Annotated in this window: 15 protein-coding genes; 7 read left to right on the forward strand and 8 right to left on the reverse strand. The window is 72.8% G+C overall.

What is annotated here, in order from left to right:
• Window positions 1-29: 29 nt before the first annotated feature.
• Window positions 30-683 (reverse strand): response regulator transcription factor, encoded by a 654-nt coding sequence (locus ABGB05_RS32050; protein ID WP_347657729.1) that lies wholly within the window; start codon window positions 681-683, stop codon window positions 30-32.
• 134 nt (window positions 684-817) lie between these two features.
• The gene (locus tag ABGB05_RS32055; RefSeq protein ID WP_347657693.1) at window positions 818-2,233 is read right to left on the reverse strand and encodes a histidine kinase; all 1,416 of its coding nucleotides are present in this window, start codon (window positions 2,231-2,233) and stop codon (window positions 818-820) included.
• Between the two features lie 154 nt (window positions 2,234-2,387).
• Here ABGB05_RS32055 and ABGB05_RS32060 point away from each other — a divergent pair, with 154 nt between their 5' ends.
• The 5 genes from ABGB05_RS32060 to ABGB05_RS32080 all read left to right on the forward strand — a co-directional run bounded on the left by ABGB05_RS32060 (window position 2,388) and on the right by ABGB05_RS32080 (window position 6,997).
• Entirely contained in the window at window positions 2,388-3,287 is a 900-nt protein-coding gene (locus ABGB05_RS32060) for an ABC transporter ATP-binding protein (RefSeq protein WP_347657730.1), read from the forward strand.
• Window positions 3,284-4,117, forward strand: coding sequence for an ABC transporter permease (locus ABGB05_RS32065; RefSeq protein WP_347657694.1), 834 nt, complete (start codon window positions 3,284-3,286; stop codon window positions 4,115-4,117). The genes ABGB05_RS32060 and ABGB05_RS32065 overlap by 4 nt, the downstream gene beginning before the upstream one ends.
• A 1-nt stretch (window position 4,118) precedes the next feature.
• A complete protein-coding gene (locus ABGB05_RS32070) occupies window positions 4,119-4,946 on the forward strand; it encodes a hypothetical protein (RefSeq protein WP_347657695.1) in 828 nt (275 codons plus the stop codon).
• Between the two features lie 37 nt (window positions 4,947-4,983).
• Entirely contained in the window at window positions 4,984-6,216 is a 1,233-nt protein-coding gene (locus tag ABGB05_RS32075; RefSeq protein WP_347657696.1) for a serine hydrolase domain-containing protein, read from the forward strand.
• Between the two features lie 154 nt (window positions 6,217-6,370).
• Window positions 6,371-6,997 (forward strand): hypothetical protein, encoded by a 627-nt coding sequence (locus ABGB05_RS32080; RefSeq protein ID WP_347657697.1) that lies wholly within the window; start codon window positions 6,371-6,373, stop codon window positions 6,995-6,997.
• A 60-nt stretch (window positions 6,998-7,057) separates the two neighbouring features.
• Here ABGB05_RS32080 and ABGB05_RS32085 read toward each other — a convergent pair whose 3' ends face one another.
• From ABGB05_RS32085 to ABGB05_RS32095, 3 genes are all read right to left on the reverse strand, one after another.
• Window positions 7,058-8,284 carry a hypothetical protein gene (locus ABGB05_RS32085; protein WP_347657698.1) on the reverse strand — a complete coding sequence of 409 codons (1,227 nt, stop codon included), beginning with the start codon at window positions 8,282-8,284 and terminating at the stop codon, window positions 7,058-7,060.
• A gap of 150 nt (window positions 8,285-8,434) precedes the next feature.
• Window positions 8,435-8,653, reverse strand: a complete 219-nt coding sequence (locus tag ABGB05_RS32090) for a hypothetical protein (protein ID WP_331212979.1) — start codon at window positions 8,651-8,653, stop codon at window positions 8,435-8,437.
• 443 nt (window positions 8,654-9,096) lie between these two features.
• Entirely contained in the window at window positions 9,097-9,423 is a 327-nt protein-coding gene (locus tag ABGB05_RS32095) for a MazG-like family protein (protein WP_347657699.1), read from the reverse strand.
• A 620-nt stretch (window positions 9,424-10,043) separates the two neighbouring features.
• Between ABGB05_RS32095 and ABGB05_RS32100 the strand changes: the two genes are divergently transcribed.
• Entirely contained in the window at window positions 10,044-10,580 is a 537-nt protein-coding gene (locus ABGB05_RS32100) for a roadblock/LC7 domain-containing protein (protein WP_347657700.1), read from the forward strand.
• A gap of 126 nt (window positions 10,581-10,706) precedes the next feature.
• Here ABGB05_RS32100 and groEL read toward each other — a convergent pair whose 3' ends face one another.
• Both groEL and ABGB05_RS32110 read right to left on the reverse strand, forming a co-directional pair.
• Window positions 10,707-13,076: a chaperonin GroEL gene (gene groEL / locus ABGB05_RS32105; protein WP_347657701.1), complete on the reverse strand. Its 2,370-nt coding sequence runs from the start codon at window positions 13,074-13,076 to the stop codon at window positions 10,707-10,709.
• Entirely contained in the window at window positions 13,066-13,482 is a 417-nt protein-coding gene (locus tag ABGB05_RS32110) for a hypothetical protein (RefSeq protein ID WP_347657702.1), read from the reverse strand. The genes groEL and ABGB05_RS32110 overlap by 11 nt, the downstream gene beginning before the upstream one ends.
• Window positions 13,483-13,833: 351 nt before the next feature.
• On the opposite strand from ABGB05_RS32110, the gene ABGB05_RS32115 reads away from it, so the two are divergent.
• Window positions 13,834-14,478 (forward strand): hypothetical protein, encoded by a 645-nt coding sequence (locus ABGB05_RS32115; RefSeq protein WP_347657703.1) that lies wholly within the window; start codon window positions 13,834-13,836, stop codon window positions 14,476-14,478.
• A 56-nt stretch (window positions 14,479-14,534) separates the two neighbouring features.
• Here ABGB05_RS32115 and ABGB05_RS32120 read toward each other — a convergent pair whose 3' ends face one another.
• Window positions 14,535-15,830 (reverse strand): MFS transporter, encoded by a 1,296-nt coding sequence (locus tag ABGB05_RS32120; RefSeq protein ID WP_347657704.1) that lies wholly within the window; start codon window positions 15,828-15,830, stop codon window positions 14,535-14,537.
• Between the last annotated feature and the right edge of the window lie 26 nt (window positions 15,831-15,856).

Below are 15,856 nucleotides of genomic sequence, written 5' to 3' on the forward strand. Positions count from 1 at the left end.
GCCGCGGTAGACCAGGGCGGGTCGCCGCCTCAGACCAGGTCGGCGTCGTGGACCAGCAGCGCCACCTGGACCCGGTTGTTCAACTCCAGCTTGGTCAGCAACCGCGAGACGTACGCCTTCACCGTGGCGACGCTCATGAACAGTTCGGCGGCGATCTCGGCGTTGGACCAGCCCCGACCGATCGCGACCGCGACCTCCCGTTCCCGTTCGCTGAGTCCGGCGAGCAGTCGTACCGCCCGGTCCCGGCGGAGGTCGGCGTCCCGGCGGCCGGGTGTGCCGGGGCCGGTCACGTGCGCGATGAGTCGACGGGTGACCGTCGGGGAGAGGGTCGCCTCGCCGGCCGCGACCCGACGTACCGCCTGGACGATCTCCGCCGGCGGGGTGTCCTTGAGCAGGAAGCCGCTCGCCCCGGCCCGCAGCGCACGCAGCACGTACTCGTCGGCGTCGAAGGTGGTGAGCACGAGCACCTGTGGCGGATCCGGCATCTGCCGCACCGCCTCGGTGGCGGCCAGCCCGTCGACCCGGGGCATCCGGATGTCCATCAGCACCACGTCCGGCCGGTACGCGGCGATCGCCGCCGGCACCTCGCTCCCGTCGGCGGCCTCGCCGACCACCCGCAGCTCCGGTACGCCGCCGAGGATCATCGACAGGCCGGCCCGGACCAGCGCGTCGTCGTCGACGATGAGGACCCGTACCGGGGTGGCCGGCCGGTCCGGCCCGGCGGCCGAGGTGTCGGCCGCTCCGGCGGCGGCCGAGGCGTCGACCGGCCCGGCGGTGTCCGGCCCGGGAGCGGTCGCGGCGGGCGGTTCGTGGGTCGTCACGACGGCCACGGTAGCCAGGCTGTCAGCCGGAAGTCACCCGCGTCGGTACGGCCGTGCTCCAGCCAGCCGCCGAGCAGGGCGGCCCGCTCGGCGAGCCCGACCAGGCCGGTGCCGGTGCCGGGGACCCGGGGTTCCGTCGGCTCCCGTACTGGCCACCGGTTGCGGACCTCCACGGTGAGGCCGAGTCCGGGCCGGCCCCGGGCGGTCACCGTGACCGCGGTGTCCGGTGCGTGTTTGCGGGCGTTGGTCAGGCCCTCCTGCACGATCCGGTACGCCCCCCGCCCCATCCCGACCGGCACGTTCTCCGCACCGGTCAACTCGGTCCGCAGTTCGACCCGCATTCCCGCCCCACGGGACTCGGCGACCAGGTCCGGCAGGTCGGCGAGGGTCGGCTGCGGCCGTTCCGGCGCGCCGGGAGCCGGACCGGCGGCGGTCGGCGAGGCCGGATCACCGGCGGTCGGCGGCGTCACCGGCGGGTACGGCGGATCCGGCCCGTACTTGAACCGCACCCGGGCCGACGCGTCCGAGCCGCACCCGGCCGACAGCGGCGTCCGGTCCAGCTCCTCGTCGAGCGCGGGCGGGTCCTCCCGGAGCACGCTGATCACCTCGCGGAGTTCCTCCAACGCCTGGTGGGCGTTGGTCCGGATCACCCCGGCGGCGCGGGCGATCTCCTCGGACGAGGCGTCCGGTCGGAACTCCAGCGCGCCGGCGTGCAGACTCAGCAGCGAGATCCGGTGCGCGAGTACGTCGTGCATCTCCCGGGCGATTCGGGTCCGTTCCATCCGGCGGGCCGCCTCGACCCGCAGCCGCTGCTCGGTCTCGGCCCGGATCGCCCGGTCCCGCCAGGAGTGCACGAGCTGTCGCCGGGCCCGGACGAACATGCCCCAGGCCAGCACCGACCCGGTCAGCACGACGGTGAGCACCATGCCGACCAGCGGACCGTCTGCCGGGTCGGCGTGCAGGTGCTCGTAGAGCACTCCGGCGCCGAGCTGGGCGACGACCAGCGGGCCGGAGATCGTCAGCGGGCGGTGCACCACCACGGTGAAGACGATGATCATGATGGCGAACGCCGACGGGGTGGAGACCACCGCCACCGGCAGGGTGATCAGGGTCAACGCCACCGGCCAGCGTCGGCGTACCCAGAGGGCGAGGCAGAGCGCGGTGGTCACCACCATGTCGATCACGAGCGCCAGTTCCGAGTCGACCCGGTCGGCGACCAGCGTCGGCTGTGGCCGTAGCACGTCCCAGAACGCGATGATCGCGAACCCGGCGGCGATCAGGAAGCAGAGCGTGTCGACGACCCAGTCCCGGGTCGACCGGCGGGGACGGCGGCCGGCGGCGGTGGACGGATCCGCGGTCAGGGTCGCCGGCAGCAGCCAGGGGTGCTCGGGCCGGACCGGAACCGCACTCATCAGACAATGTTACGGACCGTCGTACCCGACCTGACAGCTACCAAAGTCGACGTCCGGGGATGGTCGAAAGTCGCGTCCGGAAATAGCCGTCGGTCGCCGGATGTCAACCTCCGACCGCAGCGCCGGCCCCGGCCGCCCGGGCACGCTGGACGGCATGATCAGCGTCGAGCGCCTGAGCAAACGGTACGGCGGGCACACCGCCGTCGACGACGTCTCGTTCACCTGTGCGCCGGGCACCGTCACCGGCTTCCTCGGGCCGAACGGGGCCGGCAAGTCCACCACCATGCGGATGATCTGCGGATTCACCCCGCCGACCGCCGGTACGGCAACTGTGCACGGGGTCGACTACCGCCGGTTGCCGAACCCGGGACGGGAGGTCGGGCTGCTGCTCGACGCCGGGGCGATGCACCCCGGCCGGACCGGTCGGGAGACGCTGCGACTGTCGGCGCAGGTGATGGGGGTGCCGCGCCGCCGGGTCGACGAATGTCTCGACCAGGTCGGTTTGAACGCGGTCGCGGCCAAACGCCGGGTACGGGCGTACTCGCTCGGTATGCGACAGCGGCTCGGCCTGGCGCAGGCGCTGCTCGGCAGCCCTCGGGTGCTGATCCTGGACGAGCCGGCGAACGGCCTCGACCCGGAGGGCATCTTCTGGATGCGGGGCCTGCTGCGCGACTTCGCCGACCGGGGCGGCACGGTGCTGCTCTCCTCGCACCTGCTGCGCGAGGTCGAGGCGGTGGCCGACCGGCTGGTCGTGATCGGCGCCGGCCGGGTGGTGGCCCAGGGCAGCAAGGACGAACTGCTGGCCGGCGCCGGTACGGCGGTCCGGGCCCGCGATCCGGAGGCCCTGCGGGCCGCCCTTGACCGGGCCGGGCTGCCGGTCCGGGCCGGTACCGACGGCGGGCTGCTGGTCAGCGCCGACCCCGGGGCGGTCGGGCAGGTCGCCGCCGACGCCGGCGTGGCGCTGGTGGAACTCCGTCCGGCGGAGAGCGCCGGCCTGGAGCAGATCTTCCTGTCCCTGACCGCTGGCGATTCCGTACGGGAGGCCGTGAGATGAGCGCCGACACCACACCGTCGTCGACCGAGACCCTGACCCGGCCGCCGGCCGTCCCGCAGTACGCGGACGGGCCGGCTGGCCAGCGTCCGTCGCTGCTCCGGCTGACCGCCGTCGAGCTGCGCAAACTCGCCGACACCCGGGCCGGCTACTGGCTGCTGATCGTCATCGCCCTGCTCTCCGCCGGCATCGTCACCGTGCTGCTGCTCTCCGCCCCCGAGGCCGACCAACGGTTCGAGAACTTCTTCGCGCTCGCCCAGTTCCCGGTCGGGGTCCTGCTGCCGATCCTCGGCATCCTCCTGGTCACCAGCGAGTTCTCCCAGCGAACGGCGGTGACCACCTTCGCCCTGGTGCCACAGCGGCACCGGGTCGTCGTGGCGAAGCTGGCCGCCGGTGCCGTCGCGGCCCTGGTCTCGGTGCTGGTCAGCGTGGCGACGTCGGCGGTCGGCACGCTGCTGGCCACGCTTGGCGGAAACCCGCCGGACGCCTGGTCGACCAGTGCGTTCGCGGTGCTCGGCGCGGCGGTGTTCCAGGTGGTCAGCGTGCTGATGGGGATCGCCTTCGGTCTGCTGCTGCAGAACACCCCACTGGCGATCGTGCTATCCCTGGTCCTGCCGATCGCCTGGTCGATGCTCGGCGGCATGATCAGCAAACTGCGTACCGCCGCCGAGTGGCTGGACACCGGGCTGACCACCGCCCCGTTGATCGAACCGCCGGGCGCCGGCGACCTGACCGGCGGGCAGTGGGCCCGGCTCGGTGTCTCGGTCGCGGTCTGGGTCGGGGTGCCGCTGGTCGCCGGGCTGGTCCGGACCATCCGGCGGGAGGTCTCCTGAGATGTCGTCCGGGACGGCGCCGCCGGCGGGTACGGCGGACGCCCCGCGGACCGTGGTGGCCGAACCGACCGGCACGGTGGTCGCGGTCTGGGTCCTGTTCCCACTGGTCGGGGCCGCCGCCGGCTGGCTGCTGCGGTGGGCGGCGGACTGGTTGGAGTCGCAGCGCTGGGTGCCGTGGCGCTGGCTGTTCAAGCTGGTCGACTCGGTGGACGAGCCGTGGACGACGGTCACCGCGCTGGTTCTCGGCGCGGTCGCCGGCCTGGTCGTGGCCGGGATGGCCGCCGTCGAACGACTGACCGTCACGGTCAGCCGCCGGTCCGTCGTGCTGGTCCGCGGCGACAACCGGCGGGAGGTCGATCGGGACCGGATCCTCGGCGTCTTCCGGGACGGCAAGCAGCTCGTCCTGCTCGGTCCGGCCGCCGAGGAGCTGGTCCGGGAGTCGTCCGACCTCGACGCCGAGCGGCTCCGTACGGCGTTCGAGGCGTACGGCTACCGCTGGCACGCCGACGGTGACCCGTACCGGGACGGGTGGCGGCGCTGGGCCGAGGGGGTCGCCGGGTTGCCGCCCGGGGCGGACGCCCTGCTCCAGGTCAGACAGCGGGCGGTGGACAAGGGCGACCGCCGGGACCTCGTGGAACTCCGGGACGAGTTGCTGCGGCTCGGCGTGGTGGTCCGGGAACAGGACAAACGCCAGTACTGGCGGCCGACCCACTCCACCCGGTCCGACCCGGTCCCCGGCCGTGCCGAGCAGGTTCCCGGCCGTGCCGAGCAGGTTCCCGGCTGTGCGGAGCAGGTTCCCGGCTGTGCGGAGCACGACAGCGGCGGGTGATTGCCGCCGTTTCCGACCCGGCAGTAAGTTTCGTCAGATGAGCCTGCAGCGCACCGTGGACCCTGATCAGGTGGGTTTCGACCCGGCGAGACTGGCCCGCGTCGACCGTCACTTCGCCCGGTACGTCGACGCGGGTCAGCTGGCCGGTTGGCAGCTGGTGGTGACCCGGCGCGGCGAGGTGGCGCACGCCTCGACGTACGGACTGCGGGACGTCGAGGCGGGCCGGCTGGTCGACCCGGACACGTTGTGGCGGATCTACTCGATGACCAAGCCGATCACCTCGGTCGCCGCGATGCTGCTCTGGGAGGAGGGCCGGTTCCAGCTCACCGACGAGATCAGCCGTTGGCTCCCGGAGTTCGCCGACGTACGGGTCTACGACAAGGGGTCGGCGCTGAAGCCGTACACGGTGCCGGCGGTCGAGCCGATCCGGGTCTGGCACCTGCTCACCCACACCGCCGGCCTGACGTACGGCTTCCTGCAGACCTCGGTGGTCGACGGCCTCTACCGGGCCGCCGGCTACGACCTGTATCCGCCGTCCGGCGTCGACCTCGGCACCGCCTGTGCGGGGCTGGCCCGGCTGCCACTGCTCTTCCAGCCCGGTAGCGCCTGGGGCTACTCGGTCGCCACCGACGTGCTCGGCCGGCTGGTCGAGGTGGTCTCCGGCCAGTCGCTGGACACCTTCTTCGCCGAACGGATCTTCGGTCCGCTCGGCATGACCGGCACCCGCTGGTGGGCCGAGGGTGACGACGTCGACCGGCTGGCCGCCTGTTACGCCCCACATCCGATGACCGGCCAGGCGGTCCGGTACGACCAGATCGGCCAGTACGCGCTGCAGAAGCCGGACCTGCTCTCCGGCGGCGGTGGTCTGCTCTCCACCGCGGGCGACTACCACCGGTTCACCCAGTTCCTGCTCCGGGGCGGGGAACTCGACGGGGTACGCCTGCTCGGTCCGCGTACCGTCCGGTTCATGACCCGCAACCACCTGCCCGGTGGCCAGGATCTGGGGCGGCTCTCCACCGGCGGCTTCGCCGAGACCACCTTCGAGGGGATCGGGTTCGGGCTCGGTTTCGCGGTGGTGCAGGACCCGGTGCCGAGCCGGGTACCGAGCAGCGTCGGCGAGTACTACTGGGGCGGCGTGGCGAGTACGGCGTTCTGGGTCGACCCGGTCGAGGAGATCACCGGCCTGCTCTTCACCCAGCTCGTCCCCTCCAGCACCTACCCGCTCCGCGCCGAGCTGCGCCAGCTGGTCTACGCGGCCCTGGTCGACTGAACCGTGCCGCCGGCCCCCGCCCCGAACCGACCGGCCGGGACCGCCGCTGGCACGGCCGGGACCGCGGCTGGCACGGCTCCCCCGGCCCCGGGCGGAGGCTGGCACGGCCGGAGTACCGTGCGCGGTGATCGCACCATCGGGGGAGGACGCTGCGATGAGGGCGAAACGGGTAAGTCTGCTGGACATCGGGCTCGACTCGTCGTTCGACGCCGCGATGACGTTCGTCCAGTCGACGTTGCAGAACATCAACGCCGAGCATCCGCGACCGGTCGTCGACATCGACTTCGTCCGGTCCCGGGACCCGGACACCGTGTTGACCGCGTTCACCGCCTCCTGCGACGTCCTGCACGTGATGGCGCACGGCGACCACAGCAGTACGCCCACCTTCGCCAGCAGCGACGGACGGACGAAGATCTCGCTGGAGGCGTTGGGTGAGGAGGCGGCGAGCCGGGGCCGGGGCATCTCGGCGCACGCGATCCTCGCGGACGGCTGCAAGACCGGCACCGGCGCCTGGCAGAAGGCGGTGCGGGACTGCCTGCAGGGCGAGGTGACCTACATCGGCACCTCGGCACAGATCGGCTGGCACGAGAGCGGGGTCTTCTGCTCGGCGTTCTACGGCGCGCTGTTCCGTAACCGGGGGCGGGGCATGACCCCGGCCGAGCAGGCGCAGGACGCCGCCGAGCGGGCCATCGAGGCGTACACCCTGCTCACCGACCGAAACTGTCCGTTCCGGGTACTCACCCTCACGCCGAGTCGGTGGGCCCGGATGGCTCTGGCCTGACCGGCCCGCACCGCCCCGGAGCCGCCGACCCGAAGCGGCTGCCGGTTGGCGCGGGGCGGGTCAACGGCCGGCGCGGGGCGGGTCAGCCCGGGAGAACCGGCCACTGGTGGTCGGGCTGGTCGAGCGGCGCGGGACCGGGATGCTCAGCCGGGAGATCGCCGGCAGGGTGATCGCCTCCTGCCAGTGGGTCAGCATCGGCAGTCGCTCCCAACCCACCTCCCGCAGTCGGGAGGTGGCGGTGGCACAGCGGGCCCGCCAGCTCCACTGGTTGAGCTGCACGCAGGGACCGGTCATCTCGGCCCGCAGGCCGAGCAGCACGTCGACCGAGTGCCGCAGGACCAGTCCGGCGCGGCCCGCGTCGGGGCGGCGGACCAGCCAGGTCAGGTCCCGTCCGCCGCAGGTCGGGCAGCCGCAGTGCCACATGCCGTTGTCCGGGTACCGGCGGATGGCCGCCTCGACCTCCACCGTCGACTGGTACGAGAGGCACTGCCGGATCAGCACGGACGGCGTGCCGGCCGACTGCCTGCGCCACTCGGCGCCGCGTGGGTCGGAGCCGCGCGGCCCGGGGTCGAGGCCGCGCAGTGTGGGGTCGAGACCGACCGCCGCGGCGACCGCCCCGGAGCCGAGGGCACCGAGCGCGGCCAGGTCCGCGCGGAGCAACAGCACGGGTACGGCGCAACGGAGCAGTTCCAGCAGTCCGCGTACCACCTCGACCGGGTCGACCGGGGCGACCGCGCGTTCGACCACGATCGCGACCGGTACGCCGACCACCTCGACGTACCGGACGAGGTGTTGTCGGGCGGTCGGGTCGGCGAGCCAGGCCGGATGCATCGGCAGCAGGGCGATGGCGTCGCCGAGACGGGCGGCGCGTTCCAGGATGCCGAGGCAGCCGGCGGTGTCGGCCGGGGCGAGGTAGCCGGAGTCGGTGAGCACCGGCAGGCCGAGGTCGCGTTGGGCGCCGATCCACCGGTCGTCGAAGGACACCGAGGCGGTCAGCCGGTCAGGGCCGACGTACCGGGCGGCGTCGAGCAGCACCGGCTGTCGGTAGTGGTCCACCTCGAGCAGATGGCGCGCCCGGGCGAGGCAGCCGCGCTGGTTGCCGCGGTCGACGGTGACGACCAGGCCGCTGCCCGGTCGGTCGGCCACCTCGGCAGCCTGGGTGACCTGGCTGGTCCGACACTGGAGCAGCAGGCTGCGGTCGAGGTCCCCGATCCGCTGTTGTCCGCCGGTCGACCGTACGTCCCGGTCCTGCGCCACGAACCTCACCCCGCCGACTCGCCACGACATCGACCACCATAAGTGGCTGGATCGTAACTGGACGCATCGGAAGGGGTAACGGGCAGCAACCGGCTTTGGCAGATTACGGAAAGTGCCTTGGCCTCGGGCGGGAACTTCCGCTAACGGCGGCGGGGTGAAGGGGACGACACGAAGGCGTCGTCAGATCGCCATCTCGCGCCACTCGGGGCGCCCGCCGAGCCAGGCGTCGGCAAGGATCCGCGCGGAGGCCTCACCAGGGCACTGCTGCACCTTGGACCGCCCCTGGGCGCCGCCGACCTGCGCCTCGACCTCCCACCGCTCCCCGTCCGTACGGATGTACACGTCGCGCCGGGAACGCGAACCACGATCACCGTTCCACCAGTGCCGCTCGACTCTCACTCAGCAACCGTATAGCACGGACTGACCTGCTGGATATCCTCATCCGCGAAATCCGGCCCTCCGGCCGATGCCCCAGGTCGATCCGGTCCGACAACTCCGACAGACCGCCCGCCCGACCCCGACGGCGACCCCACCGAACCCTCTCCGATCCCTCCATACCGGACGGTGGATCGGAGGTTCGGCGGCGGCGACAGGCACCCGGGGCGGGCTGGACGACCGTCAGCTACGGGGGAAGGTGACGGTCGCGGGTGCGGGCACCCGCCCCGGGGCCTGTACGCCGGCCGACCAGCGCGTTGTCGCGACAGGTCGGCCATCGACCGGTCCGCCCGCCGCACCGGTGGGCGGGGGTCCCACCGGTCTCGGGTCGCTGTGGCGTACCGACCCCCAGAGCATGCCGGCGGGTCAACCGGTGATGCCGGACAATCCGTCCGACATCCGCACGCTCAGCCCGACCGGTCGGACAACGGGAACCGGGCCTGGACCCGTCCGGCCCGGTCGGCCAGCACCTCACGCGCGTCGAGCCCGAGGCTCTCGATCGCGACCAGGGCGGCGAGCGCGACGTCGGCCAACTCGTCCGCCACGTCGGCCAGGTCGTGCGTGACGCCCTTGCGCGGGTTCTGTCCGAGCAGGCCGACCCAGGCGCGGGCGACCTCGCCGGCCTCCTCGGTGACCTTGAGTATCCGGCAGGTCAGCTCGGTTCGGTCGGTCCCGTTCGCCTGGTCCAGCCAGGCTCGGGCGGCCCGGACCGCCGTCCAGGTGGTTTCGCTCACCGGCTCACGGTACCGGCGTACCTGGTCACCGGCGGTGCACCACGACACGGCGACTCACCACACGGAAAGTCACGTTCATGGATGCCCATGTCTGAGGTTCCGGCCCGGTCGACGCCGCAGCCGTCCACCCGGCACCACCGATTCCGACGGTCCGCCGACATCCACCGCGGGCCGCGCGGCGGGCCCCGCAACCGGTCATTGACTACGCTGAGTTCCGATTACTGTGCGCAGTGATGCGCCGGACGGAAGCCCGACAGATGCGGTGCAACTTTGGTCGTATCGCCCTGTTCCCTCGGGGGCAGGACAACAGTAAGTTAGCTGCACAGACAAGTACTCTGTCTTGCGAGCGGCGTCCTGCAGCCGGCGTGACACCCACGCCGCAGGAGTACTCGCAGGACAGACCGGCCGTCGCCCAACATCGCCAGCTGCTCGATGGCGGCGCTACGGGCAGTGACGTTCACACCGAGAATGGAGGCGCCGTCAGTGGCGAACCACCACCCGACCCGGCCGCTGAGCTCCCACGTGGGCACATCCTGCCGCCGCTGGGCTCCGACGGTCCGACGCGTCGAGCCCGTATCCGCCGCCGACCAGCAGCACCGGGTCGAGGGATGACGCCGGCCATGACCCAGTTCCGAGAGCCCGGACCGGGCGTGTTCGCCAACCCGCTGCCCCGGCGCAGCCCAGGCGCCGGGCTGGACAGCGGCGGCGAGGAGAACCTTCCGGCGGAGGCGCTCGCCGCACCACCGGTTCCGTTGGTCCACAGCGGCGGTCCGATGCCCGGCCAGTCCGCCGTCCACGTCGAACTCGGCGCCCTGCGCGAGCGGGTGCCCGGGGTACGCGGTGCCGTCCTGGCCGGTGTGGACGGACGGCTGATCGGCCACGACCTCCACACCGGCCCCGAGCCGATGGATCTCGCCGCGCTCGCGGCGACCACCTTCGGACTCGGCCGGCAGTGCGGGCTGACCCTGCGCCAGGGGCGGATCCGGGAGCTGACCGTACACAGCGACCAGGGCTACTTCACCGTGTACGGCGTCAGCGACGAGGTCCTGCTCGCGGTGCTCGGTGACGACCGGCTGAACGTCTCCTGGCTGCACCTGGAGGCGGCACCCGTCGCCGAGCGGATCGCTGACCTGCTGCACGTCGGCGGCACCGCGTAGCAGCACGGGCCGGTGTGGCCGGTGCCGGGACTCCCCGGCACCGGCCACCCGCCGGCCACCGGGCGGGCGAAGACCGGAGCCGGACAGCCGGCGACGACGACCCGGTCCGGGCAGCTGAAACGCGGGTCAACCGATCATCAGATAGCGGGTGACCACCCCGGCGGCGGCGGTGACCGCCTGCCGCAGGGTCGCGACAGCGTCCACGATGCCGGCGTCCAACGCGGTCACGTACGTCCCGGAGACCACGTCGAAGGTGACTCCCGGGCCACGGCGACGCAGGTCGGCCGGCCCGGCCAACGGGTCCCGCCCGGCGTTGCGCATCAACTCCTCGTACGGGGCCACCAGCGCGTCGATCACCACCGCGTAGCCGAGCGCCTCGTCGTCGCCCCGCGGCACCCGGGTACTGATCCGGCCGGCCACGGTCAACAGGGCCGCCCCACCGCCCGGCACGACGCCCCACTCGACCGCCGCCTTCGTATTGCGTACCGCGTCGTCGATCTGGCGTTTGCGGGTCTTGAGCTGCCCCTCGACCGACTCGCCGACCCTGATCACCGCCACCCCGCCGGCGAGCCGGGCCAGTCGGGCCTGCTGAGCGGCCTGGTCCGGTCCGGGCTCCCGCCGCTCCAGGTCGGCCCGGAGCTGCCGTACCCGGCGTCGGATCAGCTCCGGGTCGCCCGCGCCCTCGACCACGGTGGTGTCCCGACGGGTCGTGATCACCTTGCGGGCGCCGCCCAACACGGTCGGTCCGGCCGCGCCGAGCCCACCGTCCGCCTCCCCGACCACGGTCGCCCCGGTCAGCAGGGCCAGATCCGCCATCAGGCTCCGTCGTTCCTGGTCCGGGCCGCCGAGTCGGACCGCGACCGAGGCGAGGGCGTGCCGCAACTTGCCGACGATCAGCGCGCTCAGCGCGCCGTCGCGTACGTCATGGGCGAAGACCGCCAACGGGCGCCCCTGCGCGCCGGCGGCCTCGAGGAACGGCCGCAGGTCCGCGCCGTTCGCCAGCCGCTGGTCGACGACCAGGATCGCCGGGTCGGCGAGCACCGCCTCGGCGCCCTCCGGATCGGTGACGAAGTACGGCGACACGTGTCCGGCCGGCAGCCGCATCCCCTCGGTGAGTTCGAGTTCGAGGCCGAAGAGGTTGCTCTCCTCGACGATCACCACCCCGTCCTTGCCGACCCGTTCCATCGCCGAGGCGAGCAGGTCGCCGACGGTCTCGTCGTTGGCGGCGATGGTCGAGACCATTCTCAGTTGTTCCTTCGTCTCGACCGGCACCGCGAGGTCGGCCAGCTCGGCGAGGACGGCGTGGGTGGCCGACTCGATCCCCCGGCAGAGCGCGACCGGGTTGGCCCCGGCCCGCAGCGCCGTCGAGGCGCCGTCCATCATCGCCTGGGCCAGCACCACGGTGGTGGTGGCGCCGTCGCCGACCCGGTGTCGTACTCCCTCCACCAGTTCCCGGACATAGCTGGTGCCGATCGCGTCCCGGGTGTCGTACGCGGTGAAGAGCCGGACCACGCCGGCCGCGTCACCGAGTTCGTGGTAGGCCCCGGAGGCGTCCTCGACCAGGACCCGCCGGCCGAGCGGGCCGAAGGTCCGCCGGACCAGGTCGGCGCCGGCCCGGAAGCCGCGGGCGACGATCGCCTGGTGCCGGTTGTACGTGGTGGGCCGGGGTGCCGCCCCGGCGCCCGCCTTCGCCACTCCCCCCCGGGCCCCGGCGGCGCCGGAGGCGCCGGTGGCCGTGGCGACGGTCGTCGGCACGGTGGCGAGATAGATGTGCGGTTCGGCGTTGTAGGCGCTCCACTTCGGCTTCTGGTCGGGGCGGCGGCGGACCACGCCGTCGTGCACGTATCGGAACAGTTCGTCGATCCCGATCCGGCCGTCGCCGTCCAGGTCGGCGCCGCCGGTGGCCAGCCCCTCCAGCAGTACGTCGGTGAAGATCGACCCCCGGGGGGCCGACTCGACCAGGCCGTCGGACTCGAAGGCGTACTCGTAGCTGTCGCAGGCGCTGATCACCACGTACCCCCGGCCGATCTGGCCGTCCAGGGCGCCCTGCGGGTTGCCCTTGAAACCCTCGGCGAAGGCGCCGGCGAAGCAGCAGTCCAGGACGAGCACCTTGGCGGCGGCCCGGCACGCCTCCAGTTGCTCGTTGACGAAGGACCGGGAGATGGCGGTGCTGGCCGGCCGGGTCCGGACGGTGTTCGCGGCGGCGAAGTAGAGCCGGTGGAACGGGTCGACGATGCCGTGGCAGGAGAAGTAGAGCAGCACCAGGTCGTCGTTGACCCGTTCGGCGAGCAGGTCCTCGATCTCCCGCCGCACCTCGTGGTCGGCGGGGTCGGCCAGGGTACGGACGGTGAAGTTGCCCACCGCCGGGTCTTCCAGCACCGCCGCCAGCCGCTCGACGTCCTGCTCCGGGGCCCGCAACTGGTCCAGCGACGGGTCGTCGTACTCGCCGACGGCGACGAGCAGCGCGTAGCGGCCGACGGGCGGGCTAGTCGGCACCGGACCCGACGCCGTTCCGTGTCGGCGGTACGCCCAGCCAGTCGGCGACCATCCGCTCGGTCTCCTCGTTCGGGTCGCTGATGGTCAGGGTGCGGCGGCCGTCCCGCAGGGTGATCTGGCGGGCCGCGCCGCGCTGGACGAAGGCGATGATGACCTGGGCCAGCGCGGCCACCGTGGTGGCCGAGAAGAGGCCGGTGACGACCAGTTCGGCGAGGGTTCCGAGGGTGGTCCCCTTCCGGCCGGTCGGATCCGCGACATCGGTCGGTTGCTCGGCTGTGGGGTGGGCGACGTGCAGGATCGTCCTGGCGTGCAACTCCCTGATCAGCGCGGCCACCGCCGCCGCGTCGGCGGACTCGCTGCCCGGCACCGGCCCGGAAACCCTCAGGGTGATCGCACTTCTGTTCATGGAGTAATCGTGCAGTAACTATGAGTAATCAACTGTCGGGTTTGCGTCACTGTGACGTCAGTCTGCGGACAGCCGGCCGCTCCCCTCACCACCCGAGGTACGTACGGGGGCTCGGCGATGCGCACCGAAGAGAAACGCCGGGCTACCCGGCCCACGCGCCGGCGGACCCGGGGCGGCCGACCGGTCGACGAGCCTCGCGGCCGGCGCGGCCGAGCCGACCAGCGGCGACGGTGCCGGGAATCACCGCCTCGCCCGTCGCCCCGCACCGAAAGGCTCCTATCCTCAATAGACCAAAACCGGCCGGTGGATACAAGACTTCAAATTCTCACCGTTTGATCGCAGGATCTGTACATGCAATGGACGCATGACGGAACGATTCGCAACGCGCTCTGGATCGGCGGCGGCCAGTGGGCCGGCAAGACCACGGTCGGAAGCATGCTCACCAGCCGATACGACCTCGTGCACTACCACTGCGACTATCACGACGCACGGGGCCACGAGGATCGCCGTGTCGCCGCCAGGGCCCGTCGTCGGGAAGCGGCACCCGACTGGGCGGCGTACTGGACCGAACTCACCTGCCAGGAAATGGTCGAACGGGCGCTCGAGAACTTCACCGAGCAGTTTTCCTGGGTGCTGGACGACCTGCGCGCCCTGGTCTCCCGGCGCCCGGTCCTGGCCGACGGGTGGAACCTGCGGCCCGACCTGGTCGCCACCGTGGCCGACGACCTGCGCCGCATGGTCGTACTGGTACCGACGGACGAGTGGCGCCAACGGCAGGCCGAGACGCTGCCCCGGGCTGCCCGGTTCGGGATGGACCTCCCCGACCCCGCACGGGTCCGCCAGCGCCGTCTGGAACGCGACCGCGTCCTGGCCACCGACGCCGCGGAGCGGGCCCGCGCCCTGGGTATCCGGGTGATCGAGGTGGACGGCACGCGGGACGTCGAATCCGTCACCAACGAGGTCGCCCGCCACTTCGCGGCGTTCACCACCGGCTGAGCCGGGCCCTCGCCGGCCGGTGCGCCGCTCAGGGATGTACGACCCCGGTACGCGGCTCAGGGATGTACCCGGCCGACCGCGGCCGGACGCTCCACGGAGAGCGGCGGGGTCCGGACCGCACCCCGACGGAGCAGCACCGAGAAGAGGGCCGCGCCGAGGCAGAGCAGACCGGCGGCGTACCAGGCGATCGTGTACTCGCCGAGCCGGTCCCGGACCAGCCCGGCGCCGGTGGCGGCGACCGCCGCCCCGATCTGGTGGGCCGCGAAGACCCAGCCGAAGACGACCGCACCGGCCGGTCCGAAGTACTCCCGGCAGAGCGCCACGGTCGGCGGCACGGTGGCCACCCAGTCCAGCCCGTAGAAGACGACGAAGACCAGCAGGCTCGGCCCGGCCGCGTCGGCGAAGAGCCCCGGCAGCACCAACAGGGACCCGCCGCGCAGCGCGTAGTAGGCGCCGAGCAGCAGCCGGCTGTCCACCCGGTCGGTCAGCCAACCGGAGGCGATCGTGCCGACGATGTCGAAGAGACCGACCAGCGCGAGCAGGCCGGCGGCGGTGGTCTCGGCCATCCCGTGGTCGTGCGCGGCCGGGATGAAGTGGGTGCCGACCAGTCCGTTGGTCGACGCACCGCAGATCGCGAAACCGCCGGCGAGCAGCCAGAACGCGCGGGTCCGGGCGGCGTCGCGCAGCGTCCGCAGCGCCCGGGCCGCCGCCCCGCCCTGCGGGGCCGGCGCCGGCGCGACCTCGGTCGCCCCGTAGGGCGGCAGCCCGAGGTCCGCCGGGTGGTCGCGCAGCAGCCAGCCGACCAGGGGTACGACGGCCAGCGCCGCCCCGGCGACGACCAACGCCGCGCTCCGCCAGCCGTACGCCTCGACGAGGGTGGCCAGCAGTGGCAGGAACACGAGCTGTCCGGCGGCCCCGCCGGCGGTGAGTACCCCGGTGACGAGTCCCCGACGCCGGACGAACCACCGCCCGGTCACCGTCGCCACGAAGGCGAGCGCCATCGAGCCGGTGCCCAACCCGACCAGTACGCCCCAGCAGAGGATCAACTCGGCGCTGGTCCGCATGAAGACGGTCAGGCCGCTGCCGGCGGCGACCAGGGTCAGCGCGACCGCCACCACGCGTCGGATGCCGAACCGGTCCATCAGGGCGGCGGCGAACGGCGCGGTGAGCCCGAAGAGCAGCAGGTTGACCGAGACGGCGGCGGAGATGGTGGCCAACGGCCAGCCGAACTCCGCGTGCAGCGGGTGCAGCAGGACGGACGGGGTGGCGCGGAACCCGGCGGCGCCGACCAGCGCGACGAACGCGACGGCGGCGACCGACCAGGCCGGGTGCAGACGGCGGATACGGGTCACCCGAGCAGTCTGCGACGGGGTGGGCG

The organism is Plantactinospora sp. B5E13, from assembly GCF_039871775.1.
Classification (GTDB): domain Bacteria; phylum Actinomycetota; class Actinomycetes; order Mycobacteriales; family Micromonosporaceae; genus Plantactinospora.

Coding starts and splice junctions, on each gene's coding strand:
- ABGB05_RS32055 (WP_347657693.1), bottom strand. CDS start 2,233: ATGAGTGCGGTTCCGGTCCGGCCCGAGCACCCCTGGCTGCTGCCGGCG.
- ABGB05_RS32060 (WP_347657730.1), top strand. CDS start 2,388: ATGATCAGCGTCGAGCGCCTGAGCAAACGGTACGGCGGGCACACCGCC.
- ABGB05_RS32065 (WP_347657694.1), top strand. CDS start 3,284: ATGAGCGCCGACACCACACCGTCGTCGACCGAGACCCTGACCCGGCCG.
- ABGB05_RS32070 (WP_347657695.1), top strand. CDS start 4,119: ATGTCGTCCGGGACGGCGCCGCCGGCGGGTACGGCGGACGCCCCGCGG.
- ABGB05_RS32075 (WP_347657696.1), top strand. CDS start 4,984: ATGAGCCTGCAGCGCACCGTGGACCCTGATCAGGTGGGTTTCGACCCG.
- ABGB05_RS32080 (WP_347657697.1), top strand. CDS start 6,371: ATGAGGGCGAAACGGGTAAGTCTGCTGGACATCGGGCTCGACTCGTCG.
- ABGB05_RS32085 (WP_347657698.1), bottom strand. CDS start 8,284: ATGTCGTGGCGAGTCGGCGGGGTGAGGTTCGTGGCGCAGGACCGGGAC.
- ABGB05_RS32100 (WP_347657700.1), top strand. CDS start 10,044: ATGACCCAGTTCCGAGAGCCCGGACCGGGCGTGTTCGCCAACCCGCTG.
- ABGB05_RS32110 (WP_347657702.1), bottom strand. CDS start 13,482: ATGAACAGAAGTGCGATCACCCTGAGGGTTTCCGGGCCGGTGCCGGGC.
- ABGB05_RS32115 (WP_347657703.1), top strand. CDS start 13,834: ATGCAATGGACGCATGACGGAACGATTCGCAACGCGCTCTGGATCGGC.